This is a genomic window from Pseudomonas sp. DTU_2021_1001937_2_SI_NGA_ILE_001 (genome assembly GCF_032463525.1).
Lineage (GTDB): Bacteria > Pseudomonadota > Gammaproteobacteria > Pseudomonadales > Pseudomonadaceae > Aquipseudomonas.
Genome location: NZ_CP135971.1, coordinates 5,095,340 through 5,116,933 on the forward strand (window position 1 = coordinate 5,095,340; position 21,594 = coordinate 5,116,933).

20 protein-coding genes are annotated in these 21,594 nt (G+C 64.0%); 16 read left to right on the forward strand and 4 right to left on the reverse strand.

Annotated elements, in window-relative coordinates:
- The first annotated feature begins 22 nt into the window (after positions 1 to 22).
- From RRX38_RS22360 to RRX38_RS22380, 5 genes are all read left to right on the forward strand, one after another.
- On the forward strand, positions 23 to 874 hold the full coding sequence (locus tag RRX38_RS22360; RefSeq protein WP_315960703.1) for a sugar phosphate isomerase/epimerase family protein: 852 nt from the start codon (positions 23 to 25) through the stop codon (positions 872 to 874).
- A gap of 4 nt (positions 875 to 878) precedes the next feature.
- Positions 879 to 1,916 (forward strand): isopenicillin N synthase family dioxygenase, encoded by a 1,038-nt coding sequence (locus RRX38_RS22365; protein ID WP_315960704.1) that lies wholly within the window; start codon positions 879 to 881, stop codon positions 1,914 to 1,916.
- Positions 1,917 to 1,948: 32 nt separating this feature from the next.
- Positions 1,949 to 2,740: an ABC transporter substrate-binding protein gene (locus tag RRX38_RS22370; protein WP_315960706.1), complete on the forward strand. Its 792-nt coding sequence runs from the start codon at positions 1,949 to 1,951 to the stop codon at positions 2,738 to 2,740.
- Positions 2,741 to 2,897: 157 nt separating this feature from the next.
- Complete coding sequence (locus RRX38_RS22375) at positions 2,898 to 4,415, forward strand: amino acid ABC transporter permease/ATP-binding protein (protein WP_315960707.1); 1,518 nt, start codon at positions 2,898 to 2,900, stop codon at positions 4,413 to 4,415.
- Complete coding sequence (locus RRX38_RS22380; protein ID WP_315960708.1) at positions 4,412 to 6,004, forward strand: 5-guanidino-2-oxopentanoate decarboxylase; 1,593 nt, start codon at positions 4,412 to 4,414, stop codon at positions 6,002 to 6,004. The genes RRX38_RS22375 and RRX38_RS22380 overlap by 4 nt, the downstream gene beginning before the upstream one ends.
- 200 nt (positions 6,005 to 6,204) lie before the next feature.
- On the opposite strand, the gene RRX38_RS22385 is transcribed toward RRX38_RS22380, so the two are convergent.
- Complete coding sequence (locus RRX38_RS22385) at positions 6,205 to 7,653, reverse strand: alanine/glycine:cation symporter family protein (RefSeq protein ID WP_315960709.1); 1,449 nt, start codon at positions 7,651 to 7,653, stop codon at positions 6,205 to 6,207.
- A gap of 165 nt (positions 7,654 to 7,818) precedes the next feature.
- Here RRX38_RS22385 and RRX38_RS22390 point away from each other — a divergent pair, with 165 nt between their 5' ends.
- The 3 genes from RRX38_RS22390 to purT all read left to right on the forward strand — a co-directional run bounded on the left by RRX38_RS22390 (position 7,819) and on the right by purT (position 10,470).
- Positions 7,819 to 8,631, forward strand: a complete 813-nt coding sequence (locus RRX38_RS22390) for a helix-turn-helix domain-containing protein (RefSeq protein ID WP_295478961.1) — start codon at positions 7,819 to 7,821, stop codon at positions 8,629 to 8,631.
- Positions 8,632 to 8,717: 86 nt separating this feature from the next.
- Positions 8,718 to 9,185, forward strand: a complete 468-nt coding sequence (locus tag RRX38_RS22395; RefSeq protein ID WP_315960710.1) for a VUT family protein — start codon at positions 8,718 to 8,720, stop codon at positions 9,183 to 9,185.
- 103 nt (positions 9,186 to 9,288) lie between these two features.
- On the forward strand, positions 9,289 to 10,470 hold the full coding sequence (purT, locus tag RRX38_RS22400; RefSeq protein WP_295478958.1) for a formate-dependent phosphoribosylglycinamide formyltransferase: 1,182 nt from the start codon (positions 9,289 to 9,291) through the stop codon (positions 10,468 to 10,470).
- 123 nt (positions 10,471 to 10,593) lie between these two features.
- Here the strand turns inward: purT and RRX38_RS22405 are convergent, their stop codons facing one another.
- From RRX38_RS22405 to RRX38_RS22415, 3 genes are all read right to left on the reverse strand, one after another.
- Complete coding sequence (locus tag RRX38_RS22405; RefSeq protein ID WP_315960712.1) at positions 10,594 to 11,901, reverse strand: MFS transporter; 1,308 nt, start codon at positions 11,899 to 11,901, stop codon at positions 10,594 to 10,596.
- 287 nt (positions 11,902 to 12,188) lie between these two features.
- Positions 12,189 to 13,391, reverse strand: coding sequence for a transporter associated domain-containing protein (locus tag RRX38_RS22410; RefSeq protein ID WP_315960713.1), 1,203 nt, complete (start codon positions 13,389 to 13,391; stop codon positions 12,189 to 12,191).
- A gap of 13 nt (positions 13,392 to 13,404) precedes the next feature.
- Complete coding sequence (locus RRX38_RS22415) at positions 13,405 to 14,217, reverse strand: inner membrane protein YpjD (protein WP_295478952.1); 813 nt, start codon at positions 14,215 to 14,217, stop codon at positions 13,405 to 13,407.
- Between the two features lie 276 nt (positions 14,218 to 14,493).
- Here RRX38_RS22415 and ffh point away from each other — a divergent pair, with 276 nt between their 5' ends.
- The 8 genes from ffh (at position 14,494) to RRX38_RS22455 (ending at position 21,529) form a co-directional block, all read left to right on the forward strand.
- Positions 14,494 to 15,870, forward strand: coding sequence for a signal recognition particle protein (gene ffh / locus RRX38_RS22420; RefSeq protein WP_295478950.1), 1,377 nt, complete (start codon positions 14,494 to 14,496; stop codon positions 15,868 to 15,870).
- A gap of 252 nt (positions 15,871 to 16,122) precedes the next feature.
- Positions 16,123 to 16,380, forward strand: a complete 258-nt coding sequence (rpsP, locus tag RRX38_RS22425) for a 30S ribosomal protein S16 (protein WP_295478948.1) — start codon at positions 16,123 to 16,125, stop codon at positions 16,378 to 16,380.
- A gap of 5 nt (positions 16,381 to 16,385) precedes the next feature.
- Positions 16,386 to 16,925, forward strand: coding sequence for a ribosome maturation factor RimM (gene rimM / locus RRX38_RS22430; RefSeq protein ID WP_295478946.1), 540 nt, complete (start codon positions 16,386 to 16,388; stop codon positions 16,923 to 16,925).
- A 5-nt stretch (positions 16,926 to 16,930) separates the two neighbouring features.
- On the forward strand, positions 16,931 to 17,698 hold the full coding sequence (gene trmD / locus RRX38_RS22435) for a tRNA (guanosine(37)-N1)-methyltransferase TrmD (RefSeq protein ID WP_315960714.1): 768 nt from the start codon (positions 16,931 to 16,933) through the stop codon (positions 17,696 to 17,698).
- A 29-nt stretch (positions 17,699 to 17,727) separates the two neighbouring features.
- Positions 17,728 to 18,078: a 50S ribosomal protein L19 gene (gene rplS / locus RRX38_RS22440; protein ID WP_295478941.1), complete on the forward strand. Its 351-nt coding sequence runs from the start codon at positions 17,728 to 17,730 to the stop codon at positions 18,076 to 18,078.
- Positions 18,079 to 18,193: 115 nt separating this feature from the next.
- Entirely contained in the window at positions 18,194 to 19,090 is an 897-nt protein-coding gene (gene xerD / locus RRX38_RS22445) for a site-specific tyrosine recombinase XerD (RefSeq protein WP_315960715.1), read from the forward strand.
- A gap of 314 nt (positions 19,091 to 19,404) precedes the next feature.
- Positions 19,405 to 20,145 carry a thioredoxin fold domain-containing protein gene (locus RRX38_RS22450; protein WP_295478934.1) on the forward strand — a complete coding sequence of 247 codons (741 nt, stop codon included), beginning with the start codon at positions 19,405 to 19,407 and terminating at the stop codon, positions 20,143 to 20,145.
- A 79-nt stretch (positions 20,146 to 20,224) separates the two neighbouring features.
- Positions 20,225 to 21,529: a homoserine dehydrogenase gene (locus RRX38_RS22455; RefSeq protein ID WP_295478931.1), complete on the forward strand. Its 1,305-nt coding sequence runs from the start codon at positions 20,225 to 20,227 to the stop codon at positions 21,527 to 21,529.
- Positions 21,530 to 21,594 lie beyond the last annotated feature (65 nt).

Here is a 21,594-nt window from a genome sequence, read left to right on the forward strand (position 1 = left end):
GCACGCTTGACGAGGCAAACCCATGCAACTGGAAATCTTCCGCACCCTCTGGGGTTATCGCGGCCCCTGGCAGCAGGCGCTGGACGAAGCCCGCGCGGCCGGCTTCGACGGCCTGGAGGCGCGCATCCCCGAGGCGGCTGCCGAACGCGCGGCGTTCGCGGCTTTTCTGCGTGACCAGCAGGTGCCGTATATCGCCATCCTGTTCACCTCGACACCGGTGCTGCCCGACCAGGCCGCGACCCCTGCCGAGCACCTGGCCGACTTCGCCCGCAAGCTGGAGCTGGCCGCCGAGCTGCAGCCGCGCTTCGTCAACGTGCTGGCCGGCAACGACCGCTGGCCGCTGGCAAGGCAGGTGGATTTCTTCGGCGAGGCCTTGCATATCGCCGCACGTAGTGGTCTGACCTGCAGCTTCGAGACCCACCGCGCGCGCTCGCTGTTCAACCCCTGGCTGACCCTGGAGCTGATCGAACAGTTGCCCGAGCTGCGCTTCACCACCGACATCAGCCACTGGGTGGTGACCTGCGAGCGCCTGCTCGACGACCCGGCCGATGACCTCAGCGCCTTCGTCGAGCGCGTGCATCACATCCAGGCGCGGGTCGGCTACGACCAGGGGCCGCAGGTGCCGCACCCCGCCGCGCCGGAGTATGCCGCCGCGCTGGCCTTCCACCAGCGCCACTGGGAGGCGGTGTGGCGCAGCCAGCAGGCACGGGGCTATGCGCGTACCACCCTGACCCCGGAGTTCGGCCCCGACGGCTACCTGCATCACCTGCCGTTCACCGATGTGCCGGTCGCCGACCTCTGGGGCCTCAACGCCTGGATGGGACGCACCGAGCGCGAGCATTTCCAGACCTTCTTCAACCCACCGCGAGCCTGATGCCATGAGTGAACGTTCCGCCTTCACCCACATTCCCGTGGTCGACATCCACGGCCTGTTCAGCGAGCGCCTGGAAGAGCGCCAGGCCGTGGCCCAGGCCCTGGGCGACGCCGCGCGCCATGTGGGCTTTCTGTACATCACCGGGCACGGCATCGCGCCACAGCTGATCGACGACCTGCACCGTGCGGCCGAGGACTATTTCGCCCAGCCGCTGGAGGCGAAGATGCGCCATTACATCGGCGCTTCGCAGACCCACAAGGGCTTCGTACCCGAAGGCGAGGAGGTGTACGGCACCGGCAAGCCGGACCACAAGGAAGCCTTCGATGTCGGCTTCGAGGTGCCTGCCGACCATCCGTTGGTGCAGGCCGGCACACCGCTGCTCGGGCCGAACGACTGGCCTGCGCTGCCAGGCTTCAAGCCGGCGGTGCAGGCCTACTACCAGGCAGTGTTCGCCCTGGGCCACCAGCTGTTCCGCGGCTTTGCCCTGGCCCTGGGCCTGGATGAACACTACTTCGACGACATGGCGCAGTTTCCGCCCTCCAAGCTGCGCCTGATCCATTACCCCTACGATGGCGAGGCCCAGGACGCACCGGGCATCGGTGCGCACACCGACTACGAGTGCTTCACCATTCTCAAGGCCGACCAGCCGGGCCTGGAGGTGATGAACGAGAACGGCGAATGGATCGATGCGCCGCCGTTGGCGGACGCCTTCGTGGTGAACATTGGCGACATGCTCGAAGTGATGACCAGCGGGGCGTTCGTCGCCACCGCGCACCGGGTGCGCAAGGTCCGGCAGGAGCGCTATTCGTTCCCGCTGTTCTACGCCTGCGACTACCACACCCTGATCCAGCCGCTGCCGCAGTTCGCCGCTGGCGCGCAGCACTACGAAAGCATCGCCATCGGCGAGCACATGTGGGCCCAGGCCCTGCAAACCTATCAATACCTTCGCCAGCGCGTGGCCAGCGGGCAGCTCAGCCTGCCGGAACGCGCCAGAAAGCCTTCAAGCTTCGGGCACCTGAAAAATCAGCGTGTGACTTCGTGACCTGCCTTCTCTCCCGACCTGGAATCCCGACCATGAAAAAACGCACCGTTTCGCGCCTTGCCCTCTCGCTGCTGAGCCTGGCGCTGCTCGGCTCTGCCCACGCCGCCCCGACCGCCACCGCTGGCACGCTGAAGGTAGGCATGGAAATCTCCTACCCGCCCTTCGAATCCTACGACGGCGACAAGGTGGTGGGTTTCGACCCCGAAGTGTCCGCCGCGCTGGCGCAGCGCATGGGTGACCTCAAGGTCGAATTCGTCGACACGCGCTTCCCCAACCTGATCCTGGGCCTGAACGCCAACCGCTTCGACAGCATCATCTCCGGCATGTACATCACCGAAGAGCGCACCAAGCAGGCCGAGGCCATTCCCTACGCCCAGGTCGGCGCCTCGATCATGGTGCGTGGCGACAGCACCGCCAAGCCGCAGCAGCCTGAAGACCTGTGCGGCATGAAGGTCGGCCTGCAGCAGGGCACCAACTGGATCAACCAGCTGAAGAAAGTCTCGGCCGAAACCTGCGTGAAGAGCGGCAAGGGCGAGATCGCCATCAGTGAATTTCCCACCACCGCTGAAGCCTCGCAGGCGCTGATGTCCGGCAACATTCAGGCGCATCTGGAGATTTCCGCGGCTTCGCAGATGATCGTCGACAAGGCCCGCGGGCGCATTGTCATCACTTCGCCCAAGGCCTTGTACCCGCAGACCTTGGGCATCTATGTGAAGAAGGGCAACCCCGAACTGCTGGAGCAACTGCGCAGCGCGGTGCAGGCCTGGAAGCAGAGCGATGACTACCAGCAGCTGCTGAAGAAATACAACATCGAACCGGCCTGACGCCGTAGCCGTTCTCTACCCGTAGGAACGGCTTGAGCCGTGAAAAGGCGGGCAGGATCACAGCATTGGTTGTGTCCTTGTCGCAGTCTCCGCGGCTCAAGCCGCTCCTGACGGGCCGCCAGGGCGGTCCGGATTTCTTATTTGCAACGAGGTCGCCATGGCATTCGATTGGGCCTATTTCTTTTCACTGTTCTCCGTTTCCGCCTTCTGGAAAGCCTGCCTGACCGTCGTGCAGCTCAGCGCCCTGTCGTGGTCCATCGGTCTGGTGCTGGGCTTCGTGCTGGCCAGTGCCAAGCTCTCGGCACACGCCTGGCTGCGCGTTCCGGCGGGCCTGTACATCTGGCTGTTCCGCAGCATTCCACTGCTGGTGCTGCTGATCTTCGTCTACAACCTGCCGCAGCTGTTTCCCGCCACCGGCGGCGTGCTGTCGCAACCCTTTTATGCCGGGTTGATCGCCCTGGTGCTGACCGAGACCGCGTACATGGCCGAGATCCATCGTGGCGGCCTGCTGTCGGTGCTCAAGGGCCAGCGCGAAGCGGCCAAGGCCCTGGGTATCCGTGGCCTGGGCGCGCAGCGCCTGGTGATCATCCCGCAGGCGATCCGCATCGCGCTGCCGACCCTGACCAACGAGTACGTGACCATCGTCAAGCTCACCTCGCTGGTGTCGGTGATTTCCCTCAGTGAACTGTTGCTGGTGGGCCAGCGCCTGTATGCGCAGAACTTCCTGGTCATGGAAACCCTCGCCGCCGTGGCGGTGTACTACGTGCTGATCGTCACCCTGTTCGGTTGGCTGCTGCAGTGGGCCGAGCGGCATCTGGACCTGTCACGCAAGACCGCGCGTACCCTGGATGCGACGCAGACCGACGCCTTGCGCCTGCCGCCAGGTCCGACCGGCAAGCGCGACCCGGCGCCGGCTGGGCAGGCCGATGCCTTGCTGCTGCGCGGCATTCACAAACGCTATGGCAACCATGAAGTGCTCAAAGGCATCGACCTCAAGGTGCGCCCCGGCGAGGTGCTGTCGATCATCGGCCCGTCCGGCTCTGGCAAGACCTCGCTGATTCGCACCATCAACAGCCTGGAGAGCATCGACCAAGGCGAGATTCTGCTGTTCGGCGAAGGCTTCATCCAGGCCGGCAAGCGCGGCGATACCCAGGCGTTGCGCCAGGGCCTGGGGCGCATCGGCATGGTGTTCCAGAACTTCAACCTGTTCCCGCACCGCACCATCCTCGACAACGTCATTCTTGCGCCGCGCTACCACGGCCTTGCCAACACCACTGAACTGCGCCGCAAGGGCCATGCCTTGCTCGACCGCGTCGGCCTGCTGGCCCACGCCGACAAGTATCCGCATCAGTTGTCCGGCGGCCAGCAGCAACGCGTAGCCATCGCCCGCGCCCTGGCTATGGAGCCGGACATCATGCTGTTCGACGAGCCCACTTCGGCGCTGGACCCGGAGCTGGTCGGCGACGTGCTCAATGTCATCCGCGACCTGGCCCAGGAGGGTATGACCATGCTGATCGTCACCCACGAGATGGACTTCGCCCTGTCGATTTCCGACCGCATCGTGTTCATGGAAAACGGCCACGTGGTCACCGATGCCTCGCCGGCCGAGATCCGCCAGCAAGGCGATGGCCGGGTGCGGCGCTTCATCGGCCTGGAAGAGGAGGCGCTGGCATGAGCACCTGTGGCGAATTCCTCGTGCGGCAACTGCAGGCCTGGGGCGTGGACACCGTGTTCGGCATCCCCGGCGTGCACACCGTAGAGCTGTACCGGGGCCTGCCCGGCAGCGGCATCCGCCACATCACCCCGCGTCATGAACAGGGGGCCGGGTTCATGGCCGACGGTTACGCGCGGGTCAGCGGCAAGCCGGGGGTGTGCTTCATCATCACCGGACCGGGCATGACCAACATCCTCACCGCCATGGGCCAGGCCTATGCCGATTCCATTCCCATGCTGGTGATCAGCAGCGTCAACGAGCGTGAGCGCCTCGGGCTGGGCAACGGCTACCTACACGAACTGCCCGACCAGCGCGCCATGGTTGCCGGGGTCAGTGCCTTCAGCCATACGCTGATGAGTGTCGACGAGCTGCCCGCCGTGCTGGCCCGCGCTTTTGCGGTGTTCGACAGCCAGCGCCCGCGCCCGGTACACATCGAGCTACCGCTGGACCTCATCTGCGCGGCGGCGGGGCACTTGCCGCTGCAACCACGCCCGCCGGCTGCGCGCCCGGCAGCCGATGCGACGCTGATCGCCGAGGCGGCGCGGCGTCTGAACCAGGCGCGCCAGCCGTTGCTGTTGCTGGGCGGCGGTTGTGTCGGGGCGCCGGAGGAAGTTCGGGCGCTGGCCGCAAGGCTGGATGCGCCGACGGCGCTGACCATCAACGCCAAGGGCCTGTTGCCGGCGGACCACCCGCTGTTGCTCGGCAGCAACCAGTCGCTGCCGGCGGTGCGGCAACTGGCGTTGCAGGCCGATGTGGTGCTGGCGATCGGCACCGAGCTGGGCGAGACCGACTATGACGTGGTGTTCGACGGCAACTTCCGCCTGGGCGGCGAGTTGATCCGTATCGACATCGACGCCGAACAACTGACACGCAATCACTCGCCGAGCCTGGCCATCCTGGCTGACGCACGCCAGGCCATGCAGGCCCTGCTGGCCGCCTTGCCCGCGCCGCTGGAGCGTCAGGGCGCGCAGCGTGCCGCCGCGGTTCGCCAGCAACTGCAGGCAGACTTCGCCGGGTGGGCGCATTACCGCCAGCTGTTCGAGAGCATCCTGGCGGTGCTGCCCGAGGCACGTTTCGTGGGCGACTCGACACAGACGGTGTACAGCGGCAACCACCTGGTGGAACTGCACGGCCCGCGCCGCTGGTTCAATTCCTCCACCGGCTACGGCACCCTGGGCTACGGCCTGCCAGCGGCCATCGGGGCACGCCTGGCCGAGCCTGAGCGGCCGGTGATCAGCCTGATGGGCGATGGCGGCCTGCAGTTCAGCCTGGCCGAACTGGCCAGCGCAGTGGAGGCCCAGGTGGGCATCATCGTGCTGCTGTGGAACAACCACGGCTATGGTGAGATCAAGCGCTACATGCAGCGCCGCGACATCACGCCCATCGGCGTCGATATCTACACCCCGGACTTCATCAGCATCGCCCGCGGCTTCGGCTGCCAGGCCGAACGCGCCCGCGACCACGCCCACCTGCAAGCCTTGTTGCGCGAAGCACCGCAGGATCGACCGTTGCTGATCGAGGTACTCGAAGCGCCGCCGTTTGCGCCGTGAGATCGGGCTAAGGTCCAGTGCGGTCCGATCAGGTCTTGGCACCGGCTTTGGCTGGCAAGAGCTTCCCGGCTGAAGCCGGTCCTACCGGGATGTCGGCAGGCTGGGGTGTGGCGGCGTTCACGCTGTAGAGCGGCTTCAGCCGCGAAGGGAGGAGCAGAAGTGCGAACGGCCCGTGGAGGGCCGTTCGACTTGCGGGGGACTCAGCGCTGAGGTTGCAGTTGCGCTTCGGTGCGGCTGGCCATCTCGGCTTCTGCCGGTTTGGCGGTTGGCCAGGCGGCGGTGTCGAGGTCCAGGTCGGCGAACTTGGAACCGTCGAACACCGGCTGGTCGATACCGGCGGCGCGCTGGGCGTCGTAGTCTTTCATCACCCGCAGGCCGACCTTGATCAGCAGGGCCAGGGCGGTGAGGTTGACGAAGGCCAGGCAGGTCATGGTGATGTCGGCGAAGGCGAACACGGTGCCCAGGTTCTGCATCGAACCCCAGCAGATCAGCGCCAGGACCAGGGCGCGGTAGCCGATCAGGGCAGTCTTGCTGCGGCCGACCATGAACTGCAGGGCGTTCTCACCGAGGTAGTAGTTGTAGAGGATGCAGGTGAACACGAACAGGCTCAGGGCCACGCTGACGAAGGTACGACCCCAGTCACCGACCACGGCGGCCAGCGAGTTCTGGGTCAGGACGATGCCGTCGCCTTCGAAGCCAGGGGTGTAGAAGCCCGACAGCAAAATCAGCAGTGCGGTGCAGGTGCAGATCACGAAGGTGTCGAGGAACACGCTGAACGCCTGAACCACGCCCTGGGCGGCCGGATGCTTGACCGAGGCCACGGCGGCGACGTTCGGTGCGCTGCCCAGGCCCGCTTCGTTGGCGAACACGCCACGTTTCACGCCCATCACGATGGCGCTGCCCAGCAGGCCGGCAAACGCTGGCTCCAGGCCGAAGGCGCTCTTGACGATGGTCACCAGCATGCCGGGCACCAGCTCGATCTGGGTGACGATCACGTACAGGGTCACGGCGATGTAGGCCAGGGTCTTGACCGGTACCAGCAGGTCCGAAACCGAGGCGATGCGCTTGATGCCGCCGATGAATACCAGGCCCAGCAGCACGGCCAGGGCAATGCCGCTGTACTGCACGGGGATGTCGAAGGCGTTCTGCAGCGAGTGGGTCACGGTGTACGACTGCAGGCCGTTGAAGGCGAAGCCGTAAGTGACCAGCAGCAGCACGGCGAAGACCATCGCCATCCAGCGCAGCTTCAGGCCGTGCTGAATGTAATAGGCCGGGCCGCCACGGTACAGGCCGTCACCGTCGCTCTGCTTGTAGACCTGCGCCAGGGTACATTCGAAGAAGCTGCTGGACATGCCCACCAGTGCGGTGACCCACATCCAGAACACTGCGCCTGGGCCGCCCAGGGTCACAGCGATACCCACGCCCGCGATGTTGCCGGCACCGACCCGGCCGGCGAGGCTGAGCATCAGGGCCTGGAACGAGCTGAGCTGGCCGCCGCTGGCACGCAGCGATTCCTTGAACACGCTGAACATGTGGCGGAAGTGGCGGAATTGGACGAAGCGCGAGCGCAGGGTGAAGTAACTACCCAGGCCGACGATGAGTACGATCAGCACCTTCCCGGACAGGAAGTCGTTCAGTACTTCGAGCATGATGAGAATCCTCGGTTTTTCTTGTGATTGTTCGCACGCGAACCATGACGCGGTATGCGGTGGCTGATTTTTGAACATGACATTTGTAGATACAATTTCGCGGGTCGATACGATGTGATGCGACTTGATGCTATATTCGCGTCACTCGCATCTTCAGAGCCTTCCATGTCCAGTCACCTCGGTGAGAACCTCCGGCTCCTCTGCAGCCATTACCGCTCCATTGCCCTGGTTTGCAGGCAGATCGGCATCAACCGTGGGCAGTTCAACAAGTACCTGTCCGGGGACAGCCAGCCCACCGCCTTCAACCTCAAGCGCATCGGCGATTTCTTCGGCGTAGAGAGCTTCGAACTGGTATTGCCGCCAGAGCAGTTCGCCCGCCTGATCGGCGCCCGTGGCCTGCAGGTCGACGCCTCGGCCCGCCAGGATCCGCTCACGGAGTTGCTCAAGCCATTGCGCGAACGCTCCGGCGACTTGTCGCGCTACTGCGGTTATTACTTCGAATACGCCAACTGCATGTCGGTGCCGGGCACCATCCTGTTGTCGCTGGTGCACATGCGCGAAGAGGGCGGGGTGTTCATGTTCGAGCGTCAGGAACGCCAGGTGCTGGCCGGTGTGGGCCCGGCCGAGGACTCTGCGCGCTGCCGCTATCTGGGCGCGGCGTTCCAGCTGCACGACCGCCTGTTCCTGATCGACTACGAGTCGCTGACCTTCAACGAGGTCAGCCAGACCATCCTGATTCCCAGCTTCAAGAGCCGCATCACCCGTCTCAACGGCCTGAAGACCGGAGTGTCCAGCGGTGACCGGCGTACCCCGGCTTGTACCCGTGTGGTGTGGGAGTTCCTAGGCACGGAGATCAACCGCATCAATGCCTACCGCCAGGTGATGCTCTACCGCCCGGACGACCCGCGCATCGACGAGGACATCCGCCAGATCCTCGCCCACGGCCCGGTGCGCGACGGGCTGTTCGAGGTGGAGTGAGGCGCGGCGCATGCCATAGGAAAACACTCGGGTAAAGGGCGATTCTGTTACCATGCGCGGCTGTCATTACCCGCCGTTCGTGTCCCATGCTCTTTCTCATCGCTTACATTGCCAGCGTCGTGCTGATCAACTTCGCCTTTTCCGCGGCGCCGCATCTGGACATTATCTGGTCGGCCTGGGGCGGCCTGGTGTTCATCCTGCGCGACATGGTGCAGACCCGTTTAGGCCACGGCGCCTTGCTGGCCATGCTGGCGGCGCTGCTGCTGTCATATTTCACCAGCGAGCCGGCCATCGCATTGGCCAGCGCGACGGCCTTCGCGGTGTCGGAGCTGATCGACTGGCTGGTGTTCAGCATCACCCGTCGGCCGCTGCATGACCGGCTGTGGATCAGTTCGGCACTGAGCATTCCTCTCGATACCTTCATCTTCTTCGGCATGATCGACGCTTTTACCGCGCCGGTGCTGCTCACCGCGCTGGGCTCCAAGTTCGCCGGCGTCACCGCCGTGTGGCTGATCATGGCCTGGCGCATTCGTCGCCAGGGCTGCCCGGGATAACCCTGCAGGGCGCAGGGCTTCGTGGTAAATTGCGCGCCTTTCTTCCACGTGGCTGCTCGTGACTGCCGGGCTGCCCTCGACATCTGCTTCACGAGGACCTGAGATGACGCAAATCGGAACCCCACTGTCGCCCACCGCGACCCGCGTACTGCTGTGCGGCAGCGGCGAGCTGGGCAAGGAAGTCGTGATCGAACTGCAACGCCTTGGGGTCGAGGTCATCGCCGTCGACCGCTATGCCAATGCACCGGCCATGCAGGTCGCGCATCGCAGCCACGTGATCAACATGCTCGACGGCGCCGCCCTGCGTGCGGTCATCGAAGCGGAGAAACCGCACTACATCGTGCCGGAAATCGAAGCCATCGCCACCGCCACCCTGGTGGAGCTGGAAGCCGAGGGTTTCACCGTGGTGCCTACCGCGCGTGCCGCGCAGCTGACCATGAACCGTGAGGGCATCCGGCGTCTGGCCGCCGAAGAGCTGGGCCTGCCGACTTCGCCGTACTTCTTCGCCGACACCTTCGAAGACTACAGCAAGGCCGTCGAGAGCCTGGGCTTCCCGTGCGTGGTCAAGCCGGTGATGAGTTCGTCGGGCAAGGGCCAGAGCCTGCTCAAGAGCGCCGCCGACATTCAGAAGGCCTGGGACTACGCCCAGGAAGGCGGACGTGCCGGCAAGGGCCGGGTGATCATCGAGGGCTTCATCGACTTCGATTACGAAATTACCCTGCTGACCGTGCGCCATGTGGGCGGCACCACCTTCTGCGCGCCGGTCGGCCACCGTCAGGAGAAGGGCGATTACCAGGAGTCCTGGCAGCCCCAGGCGATGAGCCCGGTCGCGTTGGCCGAGTCGGAGCGGGTCGCCAAGGCGGTCACCGAGGCCTTGGGCGGGCGTGGTCTGTTCGGCGTGGAGCTGTTCATCAAGGGCGACCAGGTGTGGTTCAGCGAAGTCTCGCCGCGCCCGCATGACACCGGCCTGGTGACCCTGATTTCCCAGGACCTGTCGCAGTTCGCCCTGCATGCCCGGGCGATTCTCGGCCTGCCAGTACCGGCGATTCGCCAGTTCGGCCCATCGGCGTCGTCGGTGGTGCTGGTCGAAGGCCAGTCGACCCAGACCGCCTTCGCCAACCTCGGCGCCGCCCTGGCCGAACCGGACACTGCGTTGCGCCTGTTCGGCAAGCCGGAAGTCAACGGCCAGCGCCGCATGGGTGTGGCCCTGGCCCGCGACGAATCCATCGAGGCCGCCCGCGCCAAGGCCAACCGGGCTTCCAGCGCGGTGAAGGTCGAGCTTTAAGCTCGGCAGCCACAAGCCACAAGCGAGAAAACCCCTCGCTTGTGGTCATTTGCTTCAGGTCCCAAGCAGCAAGTCGGCGCTACGCATTCAACTTGCCGCTTGGAACTTGCCGCTTGCAGCGCTTCAAAGCTCGGTATCGCGGGTTTCCTTCAAGGCCAGCACCGCCAGCACGCTCAGCAGCGCCGCTGCCGAGACATAGCCCCCCACCCAGCTCAGGCCGCCCATGGCCACCAGCTTCTGCGCAAAGAAAGGTGCCACCGAGGCGCCGACGATGCCACCCAGGTTGTAGGCCGCCGAGGCCCCGGTGTAGCGCACGCGGGTCGGGAACAGTTCCGGCAGCAGCGCACCCATCGGTGCGAAAGTCACGCCCATCAGAAACAGCTCGATACTCAGGAACAGCGCCACGCTCCAGGTAGAGCCGTGGGTCAGCAGTGGCTCCATGAGAAAGCCCGAGACAATCGCCAGCACCCCGCCCACCACCAGCACCGGTTTGCGCCCGAAGCGGTCACTGGCCCAGGCCGACAGCGGTGTGGCCAGGGCCATGAACAGCACGGCGAAGCACAGCAGGCCGAGGAAGGTTTCGCGGCTGTAGCCCAGGGTCGAGACGCCGTAGCTGAGCGAGAACACCGTAGAGATGTAGAACAGCGCATAGCACACCACCATCGCCGCAGCGCCCAGCAGCATCGGCTTGCCGTGCTGGCCGAAGGTTTCCACGATGGGCAGGCGCAGCTGTTCATGACGGGCCAAGACCTTGGCAAAGGCAGGGGTTTCTTCCAGCTTCAGGCGTACGTACAGGCCGACCAGCACCAGCACGGCGCTGAGCAGGAACGGCACGCGCCAGCCCCAGTCGCGGAACTGCTGGTCGTCGAGCAGCATCGCCAGGGTCAGGAACAGGCCGTTGGCGGCCAGGAAGCCAATCGACGGGCCCAACTGCGGGAACATGCCGAACCAGGCGCGCTTTCCTTTCGGGGCGTTCTCGGTGGCCAGCAGCGCAGCACCGCCCCATTCACCACCCAGCCCCAGGCCCTGGCCGAAGCGCAGCAGGCACAACAGGATCGGCGCCCAGACACCGATGCTGGCGTAGCCAGGCAGCACGCCGATCAGCGTAGTGCTGATGCCCATCAGCAGCAGCGAGGCGACCAGGGTCGATTTGCGCCCGATGCGGTCGCCGAAGTGACCGAACAGGGCCGAGCCCAGTGGACGGGCGAGAAAGGCGATGCCGAAGGTGAGGAACGACGAGAGCATCTGCGCCGCGCCCGAGGTCTGCGGGAAGAACACCGGGCCGATCACCAGCGCGGCCGCCGTGGCGTAAACGTAGAAGTCGTAGAACTCGATGGCGGTGCCGATGAAGCTGGCAGTGGCGACGCGCGCGGCGGAGTTGGCCGGCGGCGGCGAGGCGGTGTCGGTGTCGGCAAAGGTCGTGGAAGTCATGCGGAATATCCCTGTAATGGCGTCTGGTGCTGCACGGGCAGCCACAGGCTTTCATTATTGTGTGGCGGGTTATCGGGGCAGCGCTGAGCTGGGCGGCGCGGTAGGCCGGCGGGACAGGGGCAGGGCGCCAGGGTGGCGGGCCATGCCGGAGATGAGGCGTGGGGCGTTCAGGGCTGTGCTTGGCCGGACCCTGGGCGTGCGGGTAGCAACGGGGTCGGCCGGGCTGGGTAAGCCCAGGGATTATAGAAAGGCGTTTCGGCTTGAAACAAGTGGTAACAGGACTCCGCTCAGCGCAACGAGCGCAGGGGTGTCTGCTTCCACATCAATACACGGGTAATCCGGTTTTCTTCGGTTTCGAGGATTTCCAGGCGGTAAGGGCCGATCTTCAGGCACACCGGGCCCTCTGGAATGGTTTCCAGGGCTTCGGTGACCAGGCCGTTCAGGGTGCGCGGGCCGTCGGACGGCAGGTGCCAGCCCAGGCTCTTGTTCAGGTCGCGGATCGACGCCGCGCCGTCGACTTCAAGCTGGCCGTCGGCCAGATGGGTGATGTGCGGGTTGTCCAGGTGCTGGCTTTCGAATTCGCCGACGATCTCTTCGAGGATGTCTTCCAGGCTGACGATGCCCAGCACTTCGCCATATTCATCGACCACCACGCCAAGACGACGCTGCTGTTTGTGGAAATTCAGCAGTTGCAGTTGCAGTGGCGTGCTTTCAGGGACGAAGTAGGGCTCGTAGCACACCGCCAGCAGTTGTTCCTTGGTCAGCTCCGCCTCCGGCAACAGGTGGCTGATCTGCCGGGTGTTGAGCACGCCCTGAATCTGGTTGATGTCGTCGTGGTAAATCGGCAGGCGAGTGTGGCGCGAGCCTTTCAGCCGCTCGATGATCTGCTCGATAGGGTCGTCGAGGTTGATGCCGTCCACTTCGTTGCGCGGGACCAGGATGTCGTTGACGGTCATCCGGTCCAGGGCCTGCAGACCGGCCAGTACGCCACTGGGCAGCGAAGGGCTGGCTTCATTCGGGTGTGCGCTGCTGGACGCCGGCTCGTCGTGCTGTACCTGGCCTGGCGGAGCCGGGCGGCGTACGAACGGGCGCAGCAGCAGGCGGGCGATGCCGTCGAGCAGCCAGGTCAGTGGCCGCAACAGGCGCAGGGGGCCGGCCAGGCCTGCGCCCAATTGCAGGGTCGCCTGCGGGTAGCGAGCGGCCAGGTGTCGCGGCAGGTATTGGACGAACACCAGCAGCAGGGCGCTGCTGCCCAGCCAGGCCAGCAATGGCCACTGGTTATAGCCCTGGCGCACCACCAGCAGCAGGCTGAGGACGACCAGCAGGGCTTTGCACAGGGTATTGCCGAGCACCAGAGTAGGCAGATCGAGGTCGTTTTTCCCGCGCTTGGGGGCCTGGCCGAGGACCGCTTCCACGGCAGTGAAGAGTCCCGACCAGAGGGTCAGGAGGATCAGCGCACCGAGCAAGGGGCCGACGGGCAGCGTATCCATGGTGTGTGGCCTGTCAGATGTGCAGGATGAATTCGCGGACCAGCTTGCTGCCGAAATAGGCCAGCATCAGCAGGCAGAAGCCGCCGAGGGTCCAGCGGATCGCCTTGTGCCCGCGCCAGCCCAGACGCGTACGACCCCACAGCAGCACGCTGAACACCACCCAGGCCAGGCAGGCCAACAGGGTCTTGTGTACCAGGTGCTGGGCGAACAGGTTTTCGACGAAGATCCAGCCCGACACCAGCGACAGCGACAGCAGTGTCCAGCCGGCCCAGAGGAAGCCGAACAGCAGGCTTTCCATGGTCTGCAGCGGCGGGAAGTTGCGGATCAGCCCCGAAGGGTGCTTGTGCTTGAGCTGATAGTCCTGCAACAGCAGTAGCAGTGCCTGGAATACCGCGATGGTGAACATGCCGTAGGCCAGGATCGACAGCATCACGTGGCTGAGGATGCCGGGCTCTTCGAGCACCGGCTGCACCGTGCCGCTGGGCACGAATTGCGCCAGCAGGGCGGTGACCATGCCCAGGGGGAAGAGCAGCGCAAGCAGGTTTTCCACCGGAATACGGATGGTCGCCAGCAGGGTCAGGACGATCACCGACAGGGCGATCAGGCTGGCGGCGTTGAAGAAGTCCAGGCCCAGGCCGGTCGGGCGCAGCAGTTGCGAATACAGGCCGATGGCGTGGGCAATGACCGCCAAGGCGCCGAGCAGACCGAGCAGGCGTTTGTCCGGGCGGATCGCCTGGCGCAGGCGCAGACCTTGATAGACGGTCGCGGCGGCGTACAGGCCGGCGGCGGCGAGAGTGGGAAACAGGCTGGCTGGCAAAGGGAACATAGATCCTGACGGGCGGGCCCTGAAAGGCGCTGAGTTTGGCATACAACCGGCGTGACACGAAAGAGCGCTCGAGACTCCGCAGGGCGCGGTGTCGCTGGCTGGCCAGCGCCGCCATGGCGCCGGTGGACGCGGCGCCGCATGGCTGGTGTCCGTGTGCCGGACTCTCGGCTATAATCGGCGCCCTGTTCAGGCCGCAGGCTTGCCGCGCGCCATTCATCTGCATCTCGGGCCGGACCGCACAGTACCGCTGGCGGCCGCAGCCTCAAAGGAACGCGCATGTTTGAAAACCTAACCGAACGCCTTTCACAGACGCTGCGCCACGTCACCGGCAAGGCCAAGCTGACCGAAGACAACATCAAGGACACGCTGCGCGAAGTGCGCATGGCGTTGCTCGAAGCCGATGTGGCGCTGCCGGTGGTCAAGGACTTCGTCAACAACGTCAAGGAACGCGCCGTCGGCACCGAGGTGTCGCGCAGCCTGACACCAGGCCAGGCGTTCGTGAAGATCGTCCAGGCCGAGCTGGAAAGCATCATGGGCGCGGCCAACGAGGACCTGACCCTCAACGTCGCGCCGCCTGCCGTGGTACTGATGGCCGGCCTGCAGGGTGCGGGCAAGACCACCACCGCCGGCAAGCTGGCCAAGTTCCTCAAGGAGCGCAAGAAGAAGTCGGTGATGGTGGTGTCGGCCGACGTCTACCGTCCGGCTGCGATCAAACAGCTGGAAACCCTGGCCAACGACCTGGACGTGACCTTCTTCCCGTCCGACATCAGCCAGAAGCCGGTGGCCATTGCCCAGGCGGCAATCCAGGAAGCCAAGCTCAAGTTCATCGACGTGGTCATCGTCGACACCGCCGGTCGCCTGCACGTCGATGCCGAGATGATGACCGAGATCCAGGCCTTGCATGCTGCGGTCAAGCCGGTCGAAACGCTGTTCGTGGTCGACGCCATGACCGGCCAGGACGCCGCCAACACCGCCAAGGCCTTTGGCGATGCCCTGCCGCTGACCGGCGTGATCCTTACCAAGGTCGACGGTGACGCGCGTGGCGGTGCCGCGCTTTCGGTGCGAGCCATCACCGGCAAGCCGATCAAGTTCATCGGTATGGGCGAGAAGAGCGAAGCCCTCGAGCCGTTCCACCCCGACCGTATCGCCTCGCGCATTCTCGGCATGGGCGACGTGCTCAGCCTGATCGAGCAGGCCGAGCAGACCCTGGACCGCGAAAAGGCCGACAAGCTCGCCAAGAAAATCAAGAAAGGCAAGGGCTTCGACCTCGAAGACTTCCGCGACCAGCTGCAACAGATGAAGAACATGGGCGGCCTTGGCGGCCTGATGGACAAGCTGCCGAGCATCGGCGGCATGAACCTCTCGCAGATGGGCAATGCCCAGGGCGCGGCCGAGAAGCAGTTCAAGCAGATGGAAGCCATCATCAACTCCATGACCCCGGCCGAGCGCCGCGACCCCGAGCTGATCAGCGGTTCGCGCAAGCGCCGTATCGCCATGGGCTCGGGCACTCAGGTGCAGGACATCGGCCGGCTGATCAAGCAGCACAAGCAGATGCAGAAGATGATGAAGAAATTCTCCAACAAGGGCGGCATGGCCAAGATGATGCGCGGTCTGGGCGGCATGTTCCCCGGCGGCGGCATGCCGAAGATGTAACCCGAACAACCGGGCATGGCGCAGGCCATGCCCGTTCGTCGTGCAGCCTCAAGGCTGCGCGCCTTCCCGGGAGGGAAGGAAACGTCCGGCCACTGCGGTGGCCGCCCCATGCAGATCGGCACCGCGGGCTCTCGGGCAGCGGAAAAAGGCTTTGCAAAACTCAGGATATTCCTTGAGAATATGCGGCCTTTTGGGCACCCGTGCCCATTGTGCAACAAAGATTTGCAGCACCATTAACAGGAACGATGTTCAATGCTAACCATTCGTCTTGCCCTTGGCGGCTCCAAGAAGCGCCCTTTCTACCATGTGACTGTTACAGACAGCCGCAACGCCCGTGACGGCTCCCACAAAGAGCAGATCGGTTTCTTCAACCCCATCGCTCGTGGTCAGGAAGTTCGTCTGTCCATCAACGAAGAACGCCTGAACTACTGGCTGGGTGTTGGCGCTCAGACCTCCGAGCGCGTTGCTCAGCTGATCAAAGAGCACAACAAGACCAAGGCCGCGGCCTGAGTCTTATGAACGCGACGCCTGCATCTGCCGACGACCTGATCGTCATTGGCAAGATTTTTTCGGTTCATGGCGTTCGCGGCGAAGTGAAGGTGTACTCCTTCACGGATCCGATTGACAACCTGCTGGACTACCCGACCTGGACGCTGCGGCGCGAAGGGCGTGTGGAAAAACAGGTAGAGCTGATCAGTGGACGCTTGCAAGGCAAGTTCCTGGTCGCGAAGCTCAAGGGTCTCGACGATCGCGACGAAGCACGTCTTCTGTCCGGTTGCGAAATCTGCGTGCCGAGCAGCCTGTTCCCTGATCTGGATGATGGCGAGTACTACTGGTATCAACTGGAAGGCCTCAAGGTCATCGATACGCACGGGCAATTGCTCGGTCAGATCGATCACCTGCTTGAAACCGGCTCGAACGATGTAATGGTGGTAAAGCCCTGCGCGGGCAGCCTGGATGATCGCGAACGCCTGTTGCCCTATACGGAGCACTGCGTGTTGGCCGTTGACCTTGCAGCCGGCGAGATGAAGGTGGATTGGGATGCGGACTTCTGAATGCCATGGCTAGCCTGCGCATAGAGGTCATTACGCTGTTTCCCGAGATGTTCTCCGCCATCAGCGAATACGGCATAACCAGCCGTGCGGTGAAGCAGGAGCTGTTGCAGCTCACTTGCTGGAATCCGCGGGATTACACCACGGATCGCCATCACACTGTTGACGATCGCCCTTTCGGCGGCGGCCCCGGCATGGTGATGAAGATCAAGCCCCTGGAAGATGCACTGGCCGAGGCCAGGCAGGCAGCCGGGGACAAGGCGAAGGTGATCTACCTTTCGCCGCAAGGCCGCAGGCTGAATCAGCCGGCGGTGCGCGAACTGGCGCAGGAGAATGCTCTGATTCTCATCGCTGGTCGTTATGAAGGCATCGATGAGCGTTTCATTGAAGCGTACGTGGATGAAGAGTGGTCGATCGGGGACTATGTCCTGTCCGGTGGCGAGCTGCCGGCGATGGTACTGATCGATGCGGTTACACGACTGCTGCCTGGAGCTTTAGGGCATGTGGACTCTGCGGAGGAAGACTCCTTCACGGACGGTCTGCTGGATTGCCCGCACTACACCCGACCTGAGGTGTATGCGGATCAGCGTGTTCCCGACGTATTGCTAAGTGGCAATCACGCACACATCCGGCGTTGGCGTTTGAAACAGTCCCTTGGGCGGACGTTCGAACGACGCGCTGATCTTCTGGAAAGTCGCTCGCTTTCTGGAGAAGAGCAGAAGCTGCTCGCGGAATACATCCGTGAGCGGGACGATAGTAAACGTATCGATGGTTGATCCGGGAGGATCACCTTAGGAGCACAAGCATGACCAACAAAATCATTCTGGCCCTCGAAGCCGAGCAGATGCAGAAAGAAATCCCGGCCTTCGCCCCGGGCGACACCGTTGTCGTTCAGGTGAAAGTGAAGGAAGGCGATCGTAGCCGTCTGCAAGCCTTCGAAGGCGTTGTCATCGCCAAGCGTAACCGCGGCGTGAACAGTGCTTTCACCGTTCGCAAGATCTCCAGCGGCGTTGGCGTTGAGCGTACCTTCCAGACCTACAGCCCACAGATCGACAGCCTGTCGGTCAAGCGCCGCGGCGACGTTCGCAAGGCCAAGCTGTACTACCTGCGCGACCTGTCCGGCAAGGCAGCCCGCATCAAGGAAAAACTGTCCTGATACAGTTTTTCGGTCCACGAAAAAGCAGCCTTCGGGCTGCTTTTTTGTTGCCTGGCGTTTATCCCTCGGCGCGTCTGTAGTAGGTTCTGGCATCCCGATGCCTGACCGAGTCACCATGCCTGCGCTTGAACACCCCCTGGTCGATCGCTTTCTCGATGCCTTGTGGCTGGAGAAAGGCCTTTCCGACAATACCCGCGAGTCCTATCGCAGTGACCTTGAACTGTTCAATGGCTGGCTGCAGGAGCGCGGCGTCGAGCTGTCCGCTGCCGGGCGCGAAGTGATCCTCGATCATCTGGCCTGGCGTCTGGAGCAGGGCTACAAGCCACGCTCCACGGCGCGTTTTCTCTCCGGGGCCAGAGGCTTTTACCGCTATCTGCTGCGCGAGAAACTGATTGCGACCGACCCGACCTTGCAGGTGGAAATGCCCCAGCTGGGCAAACCGCTGCCCAAGTCCTTGTCGGAAGCCGATGTCGAGGCCTTGCTGGCGGCACCGGATCTTGGCGAAGCCATCGGTGAGCGTGACCGCGCCATGCTGGAAGTGCTCTATGCCTGTGGTTTGCGGGTGACCGAACTGGTGGGCCTGACCCTGGAGCAGGTCAACCTGCGTCAGGGCGTGTTGCGGGTGATGGGTAAGGGCAGCAAGGAACGCCTGGTGCCAATGGGCGAGGAGGCCATTGCCTGGGTCGAGCGCTACCTGCGCGGTGCCCGCCAGGAACTGCTCGGTGGTCGGCCCAGCGACGTATTGTTTCCCAGCCTGCGCGGCGAACAGATGACCCGCCAGACCTTCTGGCACCGCATCAAGCAGCATGCCATTACGGCGGGCATCAACAAGTCGCTGTCGCCGCATACCCTGCGGCATGCCTTTGCTACCCATTTGCTCAACCACGGCGCCGACCTGCGCGTGGTGCAGATGCTGCTGGGGCACAGCGACCTCTCGACCACACAGATCTACACCCACATCGCCCGCGCTCGTCTGCAGGAGCTGCATGCCACCCATCACCCACGTGGCTAGAGGCCGCGTGGGATCGAGTGGAACTGCAGTCGCGAAGGCGCCCGGCTACAGCCAATACTGGTCAACGAGACCGTTGGAGCATCTCAAGCCGGTCCTACCGATCGAAGGCAACTGCTGATGCTCACGGGTAGGCTTGCATCGCGAATGGCCATGCCCCCCGAATTCGTTACAGCGGTGTAAAAGCGATGCAATTTGCCCGACGGTACGGGTCCGTCTTGCCGGGGGAATATGGTAGGCTTTGCCGGTTTCGCGGAACGAGGTGTACCCGGCAGGGTCGCATGCCCTCGAACCCGTCCGCCGTCATAGGAGTTTCCATGCGCTTGCCTTCCATTTTCGCTGTCGCTTCCCTGGTGCTGGCCAGCACATTCAGCCTTTTCGCCCAGGCCGATGCCGGTGCCGAGCAGGCCATTCGCAAGACGCTCGACTCGCTGGATCTCGAACTGCCGGTAGAAAGCATCGCCAGCAGCCCCTTCAACGGCCTCTATGAAGTCAAGCTCAAGGGCGGTCGCGTGCTGTATGCCAGCGCCGACGGCCAGTTCGTGGTGCAGGGCTACCTGTTCCAGATCCAGGACGGCAAGCCCGTCAACCTGACCGAGAAAACCGAACGCAAGGCCATCGCCCAGACCATCAACGGCATTCCGACCACTGAAATGGTCATCTACCCTGCCGTCGGCGAGGCCAAGTCGCACATTACCGTGTTCACCGATACCACCTGCCCGTACTGCCACAAGCTTCACGAGGAAGTCGGCCAGCTCAACAAGCTGGGCGTCGAGGTGCGTTACGTTGCATTCCCACGCCAGGGCCTCGGCTCGCCGGGTGACCAGCAGCTGCAGGCGGTGTGGTGCTCCAAGGATCGCAAGTCGGCCATGGACCAGATGGTCGAAGGCAAGAACATCAAGGCGCCCAAGTGCGACAACCCGGTCCGCAAGCAGTTCGAGATCGGCCAGTCGATCGGTGTGAACGGCACGCCGGCCATCGTCCTGGCCGACGGCCAGGTGATCCCGGGGTATCAGCCGGCGGCCCAGGTGGCCAAGCTGGCCCTGGGCGCCAAGTAATTCATCTTTCCAGCTGCATGCATGTGGCTGTATTAGTGCGGCTGCCCGAGGGGGTGGCCGCTTTACGGGGAGTTCATCAGTGAAACCGGTCAAAGTAGGCATCTGTGGGCTGGGTACCGTAGGTGGCGGTACCTTCAACGTGCTTCAGCGCAACGCCGAGGAAATTGCCCGTCGTGCCGGGCGTGGCATCGAAGTCGCGCAGATTGCTGTTCGTACACCAAACCCCAACTGCCAGATCGCCGGAACCCCGACCACCTCTGACGTGTTCGAAGTCGCCAGCAACCCCGAGATCGACGTGATCGTCGAGCTGATCGGCGGCTACACCGTGGCCCGCGAGCTGGTGCTCAAGGCCATCGACAATGGCAAGCACGTGGTCACCGCCAACAAGGCGCTGATTGCCGTGCATGGCAACGAAATCTTCGCCCGTGCCCGCGAGAAGGGCGTCATCGTCGCCTTCGAGGCTGCCGTGGCTGGTGGTATCCCGGTGATCAAGGCGATCCGTGAAGGCCTGTCGGCCAACCGCATCAACTGGGTGGCCGGCATCATCAATGGCACGGGCAACTTCATCCTCACGGAAATGCGCGAGAAGGGCCGCACCTTCCCAGACGTGCTGGCCGAAGCCCAGGCGCTGGGTTATGCCGAAGCCGACCCGACCTTCGACGTCGAAGGCATCGACGCGGCGCACAAGCTGACCATCCTGGCCTCCATCGCCTTTGGCATTCCGCTGCAGTTCGACAAGGCCTACACCGAAGGCATCACCAAGCTGACCACCGCCGACGTGAACTACGCCGAAGCGCTGGGCTACCGCATCAAGCACCTGGGCGTGGCGCGCAGTACCGAGCAGGGCATCGAGCTGCGTGTGCACCCGACGCTGATCCCGGCCGACCGCCTGCTGGCCAACGTCAACGGCGTGATGAACGCCGTGATGGTCAACGGTGACGCTTCGGGCTCCACGCTGTTCTACGGTGCCGGTGCCGGTATGGAGCCGACCGCTTCCTCGGTGGTCGCCGACCTGGTCGACGTGGTGCGGGCGATGACTTCCGACCCGACCAACCGCGTGCCGCACCTGGCCTTCCAGCCCGACTCGCTGTCCGCACATCCGATCCTGCCGATCGAAGCCTGCGAAAGCGCTTACTATCTGCGCATCCAGGCCAAGGATCACCCAGGCGTGCTGGCCCAGGTCGCGAGCATCCTGTCCGAGCGCGGCATCAACATCGAATCGATCATGCAGAAGGAAGTGGAAGAGCAGGACGGCCTGGTGCCGATGATCCTGCTGACCCATCGGGTCGTGGAGCAGCGCATCAACGATGCCATCCAGGCCCTGGAAGCCCTGCAGGATGTCGTCGGCCCCGTGGTCCGCATCCGTGTCGAACACCTGAATTAACCAGCAGCGGCACGCTGTCAGCTTCGAGCTGCAAGAACAAGCCGTCCCCGCTTTACTTGCCGCCT

What these genes read in the sequence shown, in the direction of transcription:
- RRX38_RS22365 (WP_315960704.1), top strand. Translation starts at nt 879, where the DNA reads ATGAGTGAACGTTCCGCCTTCACCCACATTCCCGTGGTCGACATCCAC.
- RRX38_RS22370 (WP_315960706.1), top strand. Translation starts at nt 1,949, where the DNA reads ATGAAAAAACGCACCGTTTCGCGCCTTGCCCTCTCGCTGCTGAGCCTG.
- rpsP (WP_295478948.1), top strand. Translation starts at nt 16,123, where the DNA reads ATGCTAACCATTCGTCTTGCCCTTGGCGGCTCCAAGAAGCGCCCTTTC.
- RRX38_RS22395 (WP_315960710.1), top strand. Translation starts at nt 8,718, where the DNA reads ATGCTCTTTCTCATCGCTTACATTGCCAGCGTCGTGCTGATCAACTTC.
- trmD (WP_315960714.1), top strand. Translation starts at nt 16,931, where the DNA reads ATGGCTAGCCTGCGCATAGAGGTCATTACGCTGTTTCCCGAGATGTTC.
- purT (WP_295478958.1), top strand. Translation starts at nt 9,289, where the DNA reads ATGACGCAAATCGGAACCCCACTGTCGCCCACCGCGACCCGCGTACTG.
- RRX38_RS22360 (WP_315960703.1), top strand. Translation starts at nt 23, where the DNA reads ATGCAACTGGAAATCTTCCGCACCCTCTGGGGTTATCGCGGCCCCTGG.
- rimM (WP_295478946.1), top strand. Translation starts at nt 16,386, where the DNA reads ATGAACGCGACGCCTGCATCTGCCGACGACCTGATCGTCATTGGCAAG.
- RRX38_RS22385 (WP_315960709.1), bottom strand. Translation starts at nt 7,653, where the DNA reads ATGCTCGAAGTACTGAACGACTTCCTGTCCGGGAAGGTGCTGATCGTA.
- RRX38_RS22380 (WP_315960708.1), top strand. Translation starts at nt 4,412, where the DNA reads ATGAGCACCTGTGGCGAATTCCTCGTGCGGCAACTGCAGGCCTGGGGC.
- rplS (WP_295478941.1), top strand. Translation starts at nt 17,728, where the DNA reads ATGACCAACAAAATCATTCTGGCCCTCGAAGCCGAGCAGATGCAGAAA.
- RRX38_RS22415 (WP_295478952.1), bottom strand. Translation starts at nt 14,217, where the DNA reads ATGTTCCCTTTGCCAGCCAGCCTGTTTCCCACTCTCGCCGCCGCCGGC.
- ffh (WP_295478950.1), top strand. Translation starts at nt 14,494, where the DNA reads ATGTTTGAAAACCTAACCGAACGCCTTTCACAGACGCTGCGCCACGTC.
- RRX38_RS22405 (WP_315960712.1), bottom strand. Translation starts at nt 11,901, where the DNA reads ATGACTTCCACGACCTTTGCCGACACCGACACCGCCTCGCCGCCGCCG.
- RRX38_RS22375 (WP_315960707.1), top strand. Translation starts at nt 2,898, where the DNA reads ATGGCATTCGATTGGGCCTATTTCTTTTCACTGTTCTCCGTTTCCGCC.
- RRX38_RS22390 (WP_295478961.1), top strand. Translation starts at nt 7,819, where the DNA reads ATGTCCAGTCACCTCGGTGAGAACCTCCGGCTCCTCTGCAGCCATTAC.
- xerD (WP_315960715.1), top strand. Translation starts at nt 18,194, where the DNA reads ATGCCTGCGCTTGAACACCCCCTGGTCGATCGCTTTCTCGATGCCTTG.
- RRX38_RS22450 (WP_295478934.1), top strand. Translation starts at nt 19,405, where the DNA reads ATGCGCTTGCCTTCCATTTTCGCTGTCGCTTCCCTGGTGCTGGCCAGC.
- RRX38_RS22410 (WP_315960713.1), bottom strand. Translation starts at nt 13,391, where the DNA reads ATGGATACGCTGCCCGTCGGCCCCTTGCTCGGTGCGCTGATCCTCCTG.